Raw genomic sequence first — 13,203 nt, forward strand, 5'->3', positions numbered from 1 at the left:
CCGTCGTTTTTGGAATAAGCCGGTGGCGCTATAGCACATGGGGTTGGCGCTCATGGGACGCGAAAAGTCGTGTACAGACGAGAACTGTCACAAGGATTTGTTAGCGTCGATGACTTTCACCCAGGGAGAAATCGCCGATGAAATTCGCACCCAAACTGCTCGCCGCCGCCCTTTGCCTGGGCCTCGCCGGCCAGGTGTTCGCCACCGAGTTGAAGCACTGGCCGCAAGAACAGGCCAAGCAGCTGGAGGCGATGATCGCGGCCAACGCCAACAAGGGTAACTACGCGGTGTTCGACATGGACAACACCAGCTACCGCTACGACCTGGAAGAAGCCCTGCTGCCCTACCTGGAGAACAAGGGCCTGATTACCCGCGACAAGCTCGACCCATCGCTGAAGCTGATCCCGTTCAAGGACACCGCCGAGCACAAGGAGAGCCTGTTCAGCTACTACTACCGGCTCTGCGAGATCGACGACATGGTCTGCTACCCCTGGGTCGCCCAGGTGTTCGCAGGCTTCACCCTCAAGGAGCTCAAGGGCCATGTGGACGAGCTGATGGCTTCCGGCAAGCCGGTATCGAGCACCTACTACGACGGCGATGCGGTGAAGACCATCGAGGTCAACCCGCCCAAGGTCTTCACCGGCCAGGCCGAGCTGTACAACAAGCTGATGGAGAACGGCATCGAGGTCTACGTGATGACCGCCGCCTCCGAGGAGCTGGTGCGCATGGTCGCCGCGGACCCCAAGTACGGCTACAACGTCAAGCCGCAGAACGTCATTGGCGTCACCACCCTGCTCAAGGACCGCAAGACCGGGGCCCTGACCACCGCCCGCAAGCAGATCGCCGAAGGCAAGTATGACCAGCAGGCCAACCTCGGCCTGGAGCTGACGCCCTACCTGTGGACTCCGGCCACCTGGATGGCTGGCAAGCACGCGGCGATCCTGACCTATATCGATGAGTGGAAGAAGCCGGTGCTAGTGGGTGGCGACACTCCCACCAGCGATGGCTACATGCTGTTCCACGATGTGGACGTGGCCAAGGGCGGCATCCACCTGTGGATCAACCGCAAGGACAAGTACATGAACCAGCTCAACGGCATGATCGCCAAGCACGCCGCGGCCCAGGCCAAGGAAGGGCTGGCGGTGACCGCCGACAAGAACTGGGTGATCGTCAAGCCCGAAGACATCCAGTAAGCCAGCCTGCGCCCAGTGGCACGGGCCCGCCCGGGGTGCTTGTGCCACTGGGGACAAGGACGCCGGCCAGGGCCCCGAGGGCCTTGGCCGGGGGAATGTTTCAACTTGTGACAGTCAAAGCCCCTCTGCCATAATCGCGCCCGTTTCCACTCCTCCCGCCTGCTCTCCCTGTGCCGGGCCATGCCCCGTCTGCACGTAATGGACTACGTTGTGAGCTATCTCTCGATCGAATTCGGCTTCTGCTTCATCCTGTTCTTCGTCCTGTATTGGGGCCTGGGCTTCAGCCTGCGCTTGCAGAACGTCCTGCTGCTGGCCGCCAGCTACGCCATCCTGGCCAGCTTCAGCCTGAACTTCCTCTATATCCTGCTGGGCTATACCACCCTGGTGTACTTGCTGGGCCTGCTCAGCCAGCGGTATCCCGGACGTGGCTGGGTCAACGGGCTGATGCTGTTGCTGGTGCTGGGGGCGTTCTACCTGTTCAAGTACCAGGACTTCTTCACCAGCAGCGTACAGAACGCCTTTGCCCAGTTCGGCGTGGAAGTGTCGCTGCCGCTGCTGGAAGTGCTGCTGCCGGTGGGGCTGTCGTTCTATGCGTTCCATTCGGTCAGCTACCTGGTGTCGATCCACCGGCGCGAGCTGACGGCCGGCTCGCCGTTCGACCTGGCGCTGTACCTGGCGTTCTTCCCCAGCCTGATCGCCGGACCGGTGAACCGGGCGGTGCCGATGCTCGGGCAGATCAACCCGCCGCAACTGCGCCAGGTGCTGGAGCCGCAACGGGCGCTGGGGCTGATCGCGGTGGCGGTGGTCAAGCTGTTCTTCCTCAGCTCGTGGCTGGCCAACGAGTGGGTCGACCCGGTCTTCGACAGCCCGGTGGCCTACTCCGCCGAGCAGATCCTGCGGGCGGTCTACGGTTATTCGTTCCTGATCTATTTCAACTTCAGCGGCTACACCGACCTGGTGACCGGCATTGCCCTGCTGCTGGGTTTCCGCCTGCCGGAGAACTTCAACTACCCCTATGCGGCGCGCAACCTCAAGGAGTTCTGGGGCCGTTGGCACATCAGCCTGTCGACCTTCATCCGCGACTACGTGTACATCCCCCTGGGAGGCAACCGGGGGCCGGTCTGGCGCGGCAACCTGAACATGCTGCTGGCGATGCTGATCTCCGGCCTGTGGCACGGCGCCAGTGCCAACTTCATCATCTGGGGCGCGCTGCACGGCGTCGGCCTGGCGCTGTACAAGCTGTGCAGCCCGCTGCTGGCCCGCGGACCGCGCTGGATCGGCTCCGACCTGGCGGCGCGCTTGCTGACCTTCCACTACGTGGCGCTGGCCTGGATCTTCTTCCGCTGCGCGACCCTGTCCGATGCCCTGGACATGCTCGGCGGCCTGGGCGGGCTGTCCCTGGCCGGGTTGGCCGGCAGTGCCCTGTCGCTGCTGGGCTGCCTGTTGTTCGTGGCGTTCTACCCACGGATCGTGGCGTTGCTGCGCCGCTTGTTCGAGGCTGCCACCGGCTTGCCGTGGCTGCTGTATCCAGTGCCGCTGGGCCTGTTCATCTGCGTGGTCATCTTTGCCTCTCCATCGGGCGTGCCGGGGTTCATCTATGCCAGTTTCTAAGCCTTCACCCTTGTCGATCAGCCTGGGCAGCGCGGCCAAGGTGTTCTATGCGTTGCTGGTGACCAGCCTGTTGCTGGTGTGGTTCAACCAGCAGTCGATCCGCCTGTATTGCCAGCAGAAGTACCACGAGAGCTGCGAGATCCCCGGCCTGGCGCAGAACCCGCAGTGGCGTTTCGGCGCACAGCTCAACCAGGCCTTGGAAAACGCCCGGGTGGCCTTCGTCGACAGCTTCGTCGGCCAGGCCGAGCTGAACCTGGTGGCCGAGGTCCAGGCGGCGCCCGAGCCGGAACCTGCCGCACCAGCGCCGCAGGCCAAGCAGCCGGCAGCGGCGCACCAGGCTCCGGCAGCCAACGCCCATCCGGTCGCGCATCAGGCGCCGGTCGCTGCGCCGCCAGCGGTGGCCGTGGCGCCTGTGGCCAGCCAGCCGCCCAAGGTCGCGCAGGCAAGCATCGCGCCGCTGATGGTCAGCCTGGGCACTGGCGACGAGGTGTTCTTCGTTGGTGACTCGTTGATGCAGGGCGTGGCGCCACACATGGCCAACACCTTGCGCAAGCGCTACAACGTCAAGAGCCTGAACCTGAGCAAGCAGAGTACCGGTCTTGCCTACCCGAGCTTCTTCAACTGGCCCAAGACCGTCGAAAGCACCCTGGCCAGCAACCCCAACATCCGCCTGATGGTGATCTTCCTCGGCCCCAACGACCCTTGGGACATGCCCGAGGTCAAGGGCAAGCCGTTCCTGCGCTTCAAGACCCCGGACTGGGAGGAGGCGTATCGCCGGCGTATCGATTCGATCCTCGACACCGCCCAGGCGCACAATGTGCAAGTGATCTGGGTCGGGCCGCCGAACATGGAGAAGGCCAAGCTGTCTACGGCCATGGCCTACCTGAGTGAGCTGTACAAGGGCCAGATCGAGCAGTATCACCAGCACTTCGTGTCGGCCAACGAGATTCTCGGCTACCGCCACGACGAGTTTTCCTACTACCGCATCAATGGCGACGGGCAGAAGATCAAGACCCGGGTCGATGACGGTATCCACTTCACCACTACTGGGCAGAAGCTCATCGCCGAGCGCGTGATCTCGATGATCAACTTCCCCAGCCAACAATTGACGGAGCATTGAGATGGGGCGTTTGCAAGGTATTGCGCTGTTGCTGGGCATCACCTTGCTGAGCAGTTGCAGCCCGACCACCGAGGTCCAGGCCACTCCTGCCTCGGCACTGGCCAGGCCTGGTGCGGGCCAGAAGAAGTTGGTCACCCCCGGCAGCGATCCGAACCTGGCGCTGCTGGCACGCAAGTTCAGTACTTCCAACCGTACGCCGATCAACATCGTGCAACTGGGCGACTCGCATACCGCGGCCGACCTGTTCAGCGGCGAACTGCGCCGCCTGCTGCAGGCGCAGTACGGTGATGGCGGCATCGGCTTCGTGGCGGCGACCCCGGTGCCCGGCACGCGCTACGAGCGAGTGATCCTCAGCGCCGCCAAGCGCCAGTGGTCGCTGGTGTCGGCGCGCAACCAGCAGAGCACGCAGTTTCCCCTGGGTGGCTACCTGTCGCTGCCGCAGACCCCGGGAGCCCGGGTGCACATCGCCGAGCGCCAGCCGAGCAACCAGCAATACCGCATCTCGGCCTTGTACCAGGCGTCCAGCAACAGCACCCTGACCGCGCGGGACAACCTCAACAAGGGCAGCCGCATGCTGGCCGCCACTGGCGGGCAATGGCGCCTGAGCCCGCCGTTCAACAACCTGACCCTGCCTTTGGACCTGAGCGTGGCCAACAGCCAGGGCCTGGCCCTGGGCGGTTGGAACATCCTCGGGCAGAAGAGCGCCGGGGTGATCTATTCCGCCCTGGGCATCAACGGTGCGCGCCTGGATGTGCTGGACAAGTGGCAGCCCGGCTGGCTGGAGGCCCTCAAGGCCTTGCGTCCGGACATGGTGGTGCTGGCCTACGGCACCAACGAGGCTTTCGACGACGATATCGATCTGCAGTTGTATCGCAGCCAGTTGCAGGAGAAGGTCGCGCTGCTGCGCAAGAACCTGCCCAAGACGGTGATCCTGCTGGTGGGCCCGCCGGATTCGATCAAGCGGCGCAATGCCGGCAGTTGCGCTGCCTCGCAGCCGCAGCCGCTGCGCCAGATCATCCAGATCCAGAAGGACGTGGCCAAGACCAGCCGCACGCTGTTCTGGGACTGGCAGGCGTTCATGGGCGGCGATTGCTCCATCAGCCAGTGGCAGGCCAGCGACCTGGCGCGCAACGACCTGATCCACCTGACCGCCGATGGCTATCGCAAGAGTGCCGACGGCTTGTACCGCTTCCTGCGTGGGCAGTTGGGCGAACGCATGCCCTGAGCCTGCACTGGCGCAAGGCAAAAAAATGCCCCGCACATGGCGGGGCATTTTCATTTGCCGGTGGCGATCACAGGCTGTCGAGCAGGGCCTTGTTGCGGACCGCGCCCTTGTCGGCGCTGGTGGCCAGCAGGGCATAGGCCTTCAGGGCGGTGGTCACCTTGCGTGGACGCACCTCCGCCGGCTTCCAGCCCTTCTTGTCCTGCTCGATTCGGCGGGCCGCCAGTTCCTCGTCGCTGACCAGCAGGTTGATCGAGCGGTTGGGGATGTCGATCAGCACCTTGTCGCCGTCCTTGACCAGGCCGATGGCACCGCCGGCGGCGGCTTCCGGCGAAGCATGACCGATGGACAGGCCCGAGGTGCCGCCGGAGAAGCGACCGTCGGTGAGCAGGGCGCAGGCCTTGCCCAGGCCCTTGGACTTCAGGTACGAGGTCGGGTACAGCATTTCCTGCATGCCCGGGCCGCCCTTGGGGCCTTCATAGCGGATGATCACGATGTCGCCTTCCTTCACCTCGTCGGCGAGGATGCCGCGTACCGCGCTGTCCTGGCTTTCGAAGATCTTGGCGTTGCCTTCGAACACATGGATCGACTCATCCACGCCGGCGGTCTTCACCACGCAGCCGTCCAGGGCGATGTTGCCGTACAGCACGGCCAGGCCGCCTTCTTGGGAGTAGGCGTGCTCGACGCTGCGGATGCAGCCGTTCTCGCGGTCGTCGTCCAGGGTTTCCCAGCGGGTCGACTGGCTGAAGGCGGTCTGGGTCGGGATCCCGGCCGGGCCAGCCTTGAAGAAGGTGTGCACGGCCTCGTCATCGGTCTGGGTGATGTCCCACTTGGCGATGGCTTGCTCCATGCTGGCGCTGTGCACGGTCGGCAGGTCGGTGTGCAGCAGGCCGCCACGGGCCAGCGAACCGAGGATGCTGAAGATGCCGCCGGCGCGGTGCACGTCTTCCATGTGGTACTTCTGGATGTTCGGCGCCACCTTGCACAGCTGCGGCACCTTGCGCGACAGGCGATCGATGTCGCGCAGGTCGAACTCGACTTCGCCCTCCTGGGCGGCGGCCAGCAGGTGCAGGATGGTGTTGGTCGAGCCGCCCATGGCGATGTCCAGCATCATCGCGTTCTCGAACGCCTTGAAGTTGGCGATGCTGCGCGGCAGCACGGACTCGTCGTTCTCGCCGTAGTAGCGCTGGCACAGCTCGACGATGGTGCGGCCGGCCTGCAGGAACAGCTGTTCGCGGTCGGCGTGGGTGGCCAGGGTCGAACCGTTGCCCGGCAGGGCGAGGCCCAGGGCTTCGGTCAGGCAGTTCATGGAGTTGGCGGTGAACATGCCGGAGCACGAACCGCAGGTCGGGCAGGCGCTGCGCTCGTACTCCGCGACCTTCTCGTCAGAAGCGCTGGAGTCGGCGGCGATGACCATGGCGTCCACCAGGTCCAGGCCGTGGGAGGCGAGCTTGGTCTTGCCGGCTTCCATCGGCCCGCCGGAGACGAAGATCACCGGGATGTTCAGGCGCAGGGCGGCCATCAGCATGCCGGGGGTGATCTTGTCGCAGTTGGAGATGCAGACGATGGCGTCGGCGCAGTGGGCGTTGACCATGTATTCCACGGAGTCGGCGATGATCTCGCGGCTGGGCAGCGAATACAGCATGCCGTCATGGCCCATGGCGATGCCGTCGTCCACGGCGATGGTGTTGAATTCCTTGGCCACGCCACCGGCGCGTTCGATTTCGCGGGCGACCAGCTGGCCCAGGTCCTTCAGGTGCACATGGCCCGGGACGAACTGGGTGAAGGAGTTGGCAACGGCGATGATCGGCTTCTTGAAGTCGGCATCTTTCATCCCCGTGGCGCGCCACAGGGCGCGGGCACCGGCCATGTTGCGACCGTGGGTGGACGTTTTCGAACGGTAATCAGGCATGAAGCACTCCAGGCGGCTAATCAGGTGACAAATGGGGAGTGAGCTTCTACTGACCTCGGGAACACTCAGAAATGGCCGTGTGTCCGAAGCTGCCGATGACCTCGCGGGATCGCCGCGAGACTCAGCCTGAGCTCATAAACCCGCCGGGGATGACTGGCGATGAATACGCCCGATTCTACACCGCTGGCGTCAGGAAGGAATGCCGTGGCCGCTCTGCGGTTTCGATCGTCCTGCACGCGACCGCAGCCCGGTCCTTGCTTTAGACTCGCGGCCTTTGGATCACATGCCAACGGAACTGGAATGCTCGCTTCTTTTCGCTCCTTGAGGTTGTACCTGGTGGTTGGCGCGGTGCAGGGCATCGTGCTGATGTGGTTGCTGCTCCATAGCGGCTGGGACTCCAGCGCCATGGCAGTGCTGGCTGCTGCCGTGCTGGCGGGCGGCACCACCTTGCAATTGCAGGGCGAGCAGTGGCGGCGGTTGCGCAGTTGGGTCGCCGTGCTGCTGGTTGGGCTGTTCTCGGCAGCGCTGGCGCTGGCATGCCAGGTGCTGCCCGGGACCCTGCTGGTGGTGTGTGGCATCGCTGCTGCGCTGTTGGTGATCGCGTTAGTGGGCGCCACCTTGGCCCAGGATGGCCCCCGGTTGGGGCGACGCCTGCTGGAAAACGGCCTGTGGCTGCTGCTGGCGTTGCCGTGGCCCTGGCTGGCGCAGAAGCTGTTCAAGCTCTGGCTTGCCTATCGGCACCTGGACCCCTTCAAGAGCGAGGTGCTGGCGCTGGCCTTCTTTGCCGGCCCGCCCCTGGCGTTCTCGGTTGCACTGTTTCTCGGCCAGTCATGGCGCGCCAGGGGGCTCAGGCGCAAGCCCGTTGATTGTGCCGGTTGACCAGGCTGTTCAGGCCCAGGGCGCTGGTGCTGAGCACCAGGAAGCACAGGCCCAGGGCCATGGCCAGGTTATCGCTGGCCAGGTTGATGAAGCCGCTTATCAGGCCGCCACAGGTGAAGATGATCATGTTGCCGGCCGAGGCCGAGGTCCCTGCGTTCTGCGCAAACAGGCCCATGGCCCGGGACGTGGCGACCGGCCGGGTGATAGTCGTGCCTGCGGTGCAGACGATCATCGGTAGCAGTACGCTGCTGGCGCTCGGTTCGAAGCGCTGGAGAAACAGCATCAGCAGCCCGGACAGGGCGATCAGCAACAAGCCGGCGATGATCTGGGTGTTGGCCCGCAGATGCCGGTTCATCGCTCCGGCGGCGAGCCCGCCCAGGATATAGGCCGCGCCGTATAGCAGGAGCACCAGGGAATACTGGTAGGGCGAGAGCTGCAACTGCTCCATGAAGATGATCGGCGAGGTGACGATGAACGAGAAATGGCAGGCAAAGGCCAGCGCCGAGATCAGCCAGTAGCCCACGAAGCGCGGCTCCGCGCAGACCAGCCGGTACGCGGCGAAGATATTGCGCTGGCGGCCCTTGGCCGTGCCCGGGGTGTTTTCCAGCAGCAGCCAGGCCATGAGGATCACCAGCAGGCCGATGGCCGCGAACACCTCGAAGCTGCCTTGCCAGCCGAGTCGTTCCTGCAGCCAGGTGCCGAACAGCGGGGACAGGGAAATGAAGATCCCGCTGGCGGTGACCATGGCGATGCGCAGGCGTTCCTGTTCCTTGCCTTCGAACAGGTCCTGGACCAGGGCCTGGGATAGAACGAAGCAACCGCAACCCATGGCCTGGACCACGCGGAAGAACAGGAACCACGAGTATTGGCTGGCGACGACGCAGCCGGCCGCGCCGACCAGGGCCACGCTCATGCCCCCCAGCAACAGCTTCTTGCGGCCCAGGGAGTCCGATAGCGGGCCAACCAGCATCAGGGAAAAGGACAGGCCGATGGCGAACAGGCTGACGGACAGCGCGATGTCGGCGCTCGAGGTCTGGAAGCGTTCGGCCAGGGCAGGGAAGGAGGGCAGGATGACATCCAGCGGAAAGACTCCCAGCAGGGTCATGGTCATCAACAGGATGATGGCCGGGGTCTTCTGCGTGGCGTTGGATGCGGGGTCCATGATGCGGGGTGCTCGGTCCTTGAGGTGGTCCCGAGGATCGAGTCGTGGCCCGGCAAAGTCAATGGATGGCGCTGGCCACTCCCGTCGTCGACGGCAATGGCCAGCCGGCCGGCCTCAGCTGTTGGGCAGCAGGCGGCAGGTGATGCTCTTGATGTAGCGGGTTTCCGGGATGGCCGGGTGCACCGGGTGATCCGGGCCCTGGCCGCCGCGCTCGAGCAGTTGGATGTTGCGATCCAGGTGGCGGGCGCTGGTCAGCAGGATGTTCTGCAGGTCGTCCTCGGGCAGGTGCATCGAGCACGAGGCGCTGACCAGGATGCCGTCCTTGGTCAGCAGGCGCATGGCCTGCTCGTTGAGGCGGCGGTAGGCGCCTTCGCCGTTCTTCAGGTCCTTCTTGCGCTTGATGAAGGCGGGCGGGTCGGCAACGATCACGTCGAAGCGCTCTTCGGCGGCCTTGAGTTCCTTGAGGGCCTCGAATACATCGCCTTCGATGCAGGTGAGCTTGTCGGCGATGCCGTTCAGCGCGGCGTTGCGCTCCACGCCATCGAGGGCGAAGCCCGAAGCGTCGACGCAGAACACTTCGCTGGCGCCGAACGCACCGGCCTGCACGCCCCAACCACCGATATAGCTGAACAGGTCCAGCACGCGCTTGCCCTTGACGTAGGGCGCCAGGCGCGCGCGGTTCATGCGGTGGTCGTAGAACCAGCCGGTCTTCTGGCCTTCCATCACCGGGGCTTCGAACTTCACGCCGTTCTCTTCCAGGGCGACCCACTCCGGCACCACGCCGAACACCGTGTCGACGTAGCGCTCCAGGCCTTCGGCGTCACGGGCGGCGGAGTCGTTCTTGAACAGGATGCCGCTGGGCTTGAGCACCTGGACCAGGGCGGCGATCACGTCGTCCTTGTGGCGTTCCATGGTGGCCGAGGCCAACTGCACCACCAGGATGTCGCCGAAACGATCCACCACCAGGCCTGGCAGCAGGTCGGAGTCGCCGTACACCAGGCGGTAGAAGGGCTTGTCGAACAGCCGCTCGCGCAGGGACAGGGCCACGTTCAGGCGGTGCACCAGCAGCGACTTGTCCAGGGCCAGCTTGGCATCGCGCGACAACAGGCGAGCGCAGATCAGGTTGTTGGGGCTCATGGCGACGATGCCCAGGGGCTTGCCACCGGCAGCTTCCAGCAGCGCCTGGTCGCCTGCCTTGAAGCCGTGCAGGGGAGTGGCGGCTACATCGATCTCGTTGCTGTAGACCCACAGGTGGCCGGCGCGCAGGCGGCGGTCGGCGTTGGCTTTGAGGCGCAGGCTTGGCAGGGACATGACGTCGCTCCGGAAAAAAGGGCGCGATTATACCCCTTCGTAGGCGTTCGGTGATGGCCATTGGACCTGCGGCTAAATGCGCAAGGTAAAGTTCCTGTCGGTTTGCCCAACATTGCCGAGATAGGGGGTAGAATCGCCGCCTGACCCAGAGTGTGTACTTATGTCCCAAGAGCTATCCGCCGAACAGATTCAACAGGCCCTGCAAGGCATCAGTGTGCCGCCCCAGCCGCAGATCATGGTGGATCTGCAGATGGAGCAGTACATGCCCGATCCCGACCTCGAGGTGATCGCCAAGCTGATCTCCCAGGACCCTGGCCTGTCTGGCGCGCTGCTGAAGATCGTCAACTCGCCCTATTACGGGCTGAGCAACAAGATCGCTTCGATCCAGCGTGCGGTGAACCTCCTGGGCAGCCGCTCGATCATCAACCTGATCAACGCACAGTCGATCAAGGGCGAGATGAGCGACGAGACCATCGTCACTCTCAACCGCTTCTGGGACACCGCCCAGGACGTGGCCATGACCTGCCTGACCCTGGCCAAGCGCACCGGCGCCCAGGCCGTGGACGAGGCCTATGCGCTGGGCCTGTTCCATGACTGCGGCGTGCCGCTGATGCTCAAGCGCTTCCCCGACTACATGACCGTGCTGGAAGAAGCCTATGGCAGTGCCGGGCCCGAACAGCGGGTAGTGGATACCGAGAACCGGGTCTTCAACACCAACCATGCGGTGGTCGGCTACTACACGGCCAAGTCCTGGCGCCTGCCGGAGCACGTGACCATCGCCATCGCCAACCATCACAACGCCCTGGCGATCTTCAGCGACGAGTCCTCGCGCAACAGCCAGCTGAAGAACCTGCTGGCGATCCTGAAGATGGCCGAGCACATCTGCTCCTCGTACCGGGTACTGGGCAACCAGGTCGTAGACCATGAATGGAACAGCATCGGCCACCTGGTCCTCGATTATGTCGGCCTGTCGGACTACGACTTCGAGAACCTCAAGGAAACCGTGCGCGAACTGGGCGCCCACTGATGCCTGAACTCCCCGAGGTCGAAACCACCCGGCGCGGGATAGCGCCGCACCTGGAAGGCCAGAAGGTCAGCCGGGTGATCGTCCGTGACCGGCGCCTGCGCTGGCCGATCCCCGAGGACCTGGACATACGCCTGTCCGGGCAGCGGATCGTCCAGGTCGACCGCCGGGCCAAGTACCTGCTGATCAATGCCGAAGTCGGCACCCTGATCAGCCACTTGGGCATGTCGGGCAACCTGCGGTTGGTGGAAGTCGGCCTGCCGGCGGCCAAGCATGAGCATGTGGATATCGAACTGGAGTCGGGGCTGGCCCTGCGCTACACCGATCCACGGCGCTTTGGCGCCATGCTCTGGAGCCTTGACCCGTTGAACCACGAGTTGCTTTCGCGGCTGGGTCCGGAGCCACTGACCGACCTGTTCGACGGCGAGCGCCTGTTCCAGATGTCCCGCGGGCGTTCCATGGCGGTCAAGCCGTTCATCATGGACAACGCGGTGGTGGTGGGGGTGGGCAACATCTACGCCACAGAAGCCTTGTTCGCCGCGGGCATCGACCCACGTCGCGAGGCCAAGGGCATTTCCCGGGCGCGCTATTTGAAGCTGGCGATCGAGATCAAGCGGATCCTGGCGGCGGCTATCTTGCAGGGTGGCACCACCTTGCGCGACTTCATCGGCGGCGATGGCCAGCCCGGCTACTTCCAGCAGGAACTGTTCGTCTACGGGCGAGGCGGGGAGCACTGCAAGGTCTGCGGCACGGGATTGCGCGAAATCAAGCTGGGCCAGCGTGCCAGCGTCTACTGCCCACGCTGCCAGAGCTGATCCCGGCATTACTGGCGGCGCGCCTGCCAGCATCCATCCGGCCGCGCCCTGGCAAGCGCCGGGGCCGCCAGGGCTTCTGGCGGATCAGGCCTTGCCGGTGATCTTGCGATACTTGGCCATCAGCTCTTCTTCGGTTTCCGGACGGTTCTCGTCCAGGGGAATGCAATCCACCGGGCACACCTGCTGGCACTGCGGCTCGTCGTAGTGGCCGACGCACTGGGTGCACAGGTTCGGGTCGATGACGTAGATCTCTTCGCCTTGGGAAATGGCCGCGTTGGGGCACTCGGGTTCGCAGACGTCGCAGTTGATGCAATCGTCGGTGATGATCAGGGACATGGGGTACTCCGGCCTGGGCGGCGGGCCCGGGCATGTAGAAACGAATGCGCGCAATTGTGCCGTATTGACGCCCGCAGTGCACGCGGGCGCGATGGCTGACACCGGGCGCAGGCCCCCTTGGCGGGGGCCAGATGGCTTATTTCTTGAAGCGCAGGGTCAAGGCTTCGGCGACCGCCGGATGGACGAACTTGGTGATATCGCCCCCCAGGGCCGCGATTTCCCGGACCAGCGTCGAGGAAATGAACGAATAGCGCTCGGACGGGGTGAGGAACAGGCTTTCCACGTCCGGAGCCAGTTGGCGGTTCATGTTGGCCAGTTGGAATTCGTATTCGAAATCCGAAACGGCCCGCAGGCCGCGCAGGAAGACATTGGCGTTCTGCTCCTTGGCGAAATGCGCCAATAGCGTCGAAAAGCCCACGACTTCAACGTTGGGCAGGTGCTTGGTCACCTCTCGCGCCAGCTCCACGCGCTGTTCCAGGGGGAAGAGCGGGTTTTTCTTGGGGCTGGCGGCGACGGCGATGATCACGTGGTCGAACAGCCGCGAGGCGCGTTCGACCAGATCGCCGTGGCCCTTGGTAATAGGGTCGAAGGTTCCTGGGTACAGCACTCGGTTCATCG

At 64.4% G+C, this 13,203-nt stretch carries 12 protein-coding genes; 7 read left to right on the top strand and 5 right to left on the bottom strand.

The window, feature by feature from the left end:
* Positions 1-137 precede the first annotated feature (137 nt).
* The 4 genes from CAG11_RS02480 to CAG11_RS02495 all read left to right on the top strand — a co-directional run bounded on the left by CAG11_RS02480 (position 138) and on the right by CAG11_RS02495 (position 5,149).
* Positions 138-1,193 (top strand): hypothetical protein, encoded by a 1,056-nt coding sequence (locus tag CAG11_RS02480; RefSeq protein WP_022641661.1) that lies wholly within the window; start codon positions 138-140, stop codon positions 1,191-1,193.
* Between the two features lie 180 nt (positions 1,194-1,373).
* On the top strand, positions 1,374-2,804 hold the full coding sequence (locus CAG11_RS02485; protein WP_256578735.1) for an MBOAT family protein: 1,431 nt from the start codon (positions 1,374-1,376) through the stop codon (positions 2,802-2,804).
* A complete protein-coding gene (locus CAG11_RS02490) occupies positions 2,791-3,924 on the top strand; it encodes an SGNH family hydrolase (RefSeq protein WP_085594419.1) in 1,134 nt (377 codons plus the stop codon). Before CAG11_RS02485 ends, CAG11_RS02490 begins: the two co-directional genes overlap by 14 nt.
* Position 3,925: 1 nt before the next feature.
* On the top strand, positions 3,926-5,149 hold the full coding sequence (locus tag CAG11_RS02495) for an SGNH/GDSL hydrolase family protein (RefSeq protein WP_085594421.1): 1,224 nt from the start codon (positions 3,926-3,928) through the stop codon (positions 5,147-5,149).
* A gap of 67 nt (positions 5,150-5,216) precedes the next feature.
* Here CAG11_RS02495 and ilvD read toward each other — a convergent pair whose 3' ends face one another.
* Positions 5,217-7,058 carry a dihydroxy-acid dehydratase gene (gene ilvD, locus CAG11_RS02500; protein WP_085594423.1) on the bottom strand — a complete coding sequence of 614 codons (1,842 nt, stop codon included), beginning with the start codon at positions 7,056-7,058 and terminating at the stop codon, positions 5,217-5,219.
* A gap of 300 nt (positions 7,059-7,358) precedes the next feature.
* Between ilvD and CAG11_RS02510 the strand changes: the two genes are divergently transcribed.
* Positions 7,359-7,937, top strand: coding sequence for a hypothetical protein (locus tag CAG11_RS02510; RefSeq protein ID WP_085594427.1), 579 nt, complete (start codon positions 7,359-7,361; stop codon positions 7,935-7,937).
* On the opposite strand, the gene CAG11_RS02515 is transcribed toward CAG11_RS02510, so the two are convergent.
* A complete protein-coding gene (locus tag CAG11_RS02515; RefSeq protein WP_085594429.1) occupies positions 7,906-9,099 on the bottom strand; it encodes an MFS transporter in 1,194 nt (397 codons plus the stop codon). The genes CAG11_RS02510 and CAG11_RS02515 overlap by 32 nt on opposite strands.
* A 114-nt stretch (positions 9,100-9,213) precedes the next feature.
* A complete protein-coding gene (locus CAG11_RS02520) occupies positions 9,214-10,410 on the bottom strand; it encodes a class I SAM-dependent rRNA methyltransferase (RefSeq protein WP_022641654.1) in 1,197 nt (398 codons plus the stop codon).
* Positions 10,411-10,624: 214 nt separating this feature from the next.
* On the opposite strand from CAG11_RS02520, the gene CAG11_RS02525 reads away from it, so the two are divergent.
* Positions 10,625-11,437 (top strand): HDOD domain-containing protein, encoded by an 813-nt coding sequence (locus CAG11_RS02525; RefSeq protein ID WP_177409180.1) that lies wholly within the window; start codon positions 10,625-10,627, stop codon positions 11,435-11,437.
* The gene (mutM, locus tag CAG11_RS02530) at positions 11,437-12,249 is read left to right on the top strand and encodes a bifunctional DNA-formamidopyrimidine glycosylase/DNA-(apurinic or apyrimidinic site) lyase (protein ID WP_085594431.1); all 813 of its coding nucleotides are present in this window, start codon (positions 11,437-11,439) and stop codon (positions 12,247-12,249) included. The genes CAG11_RS02525 and mutM overlap by 1 nt, the downstream gene beginning before the upstream one ends.
* Positions 12,250-12,333: 84 nt before the next feature.
* On the opposite strand, the gene CAG11_RS02535 is transcribed toward mutM, so the two are convergent.
* Both CAG11_RS02535 and coaD read right to left on the bottom strand, forming a co-directional pair.
* The gene (locus tag CAG11_RS02535; protein WP_016963552.1) at positions 12,334-12,585 is read right to left on the bottom strand and encodes a YfhL family 4Fe-4S dicluster ferredoxin; all 252 of its coding nucleotides are present in this window, start codon (positions 12,583-12,585) and stop codon (positions 12,334-12,336) included.
* Positions 12,586-12,721: 136 nt separating this feature from the next.
* Positions 12,722-13,201 (bottom strand): pantetheine-phosphate adenylyltransferase, encoded by a 480-nt coding sequence (coaD, locus tag CAG11_RS02540; RefSeq protein ID WP_022641651.1) that lies wholly within the window; start codon positions 13,199-13,201, stop codon positions 12,722-12,724.
* Positions 13,202-13,203 lie beyond the last annotated feature (2 nt).

The organism is Pseudomonas sp. B6(2017) (assembly GCF_002112765.1).
Lineage (GTDB): Bacteria > Pseudomonadota > Gammaproteobacteria > Pseudomonadales > Pseudomonadaceae > Aquipseudomonas > Aquipseudomonas piscis.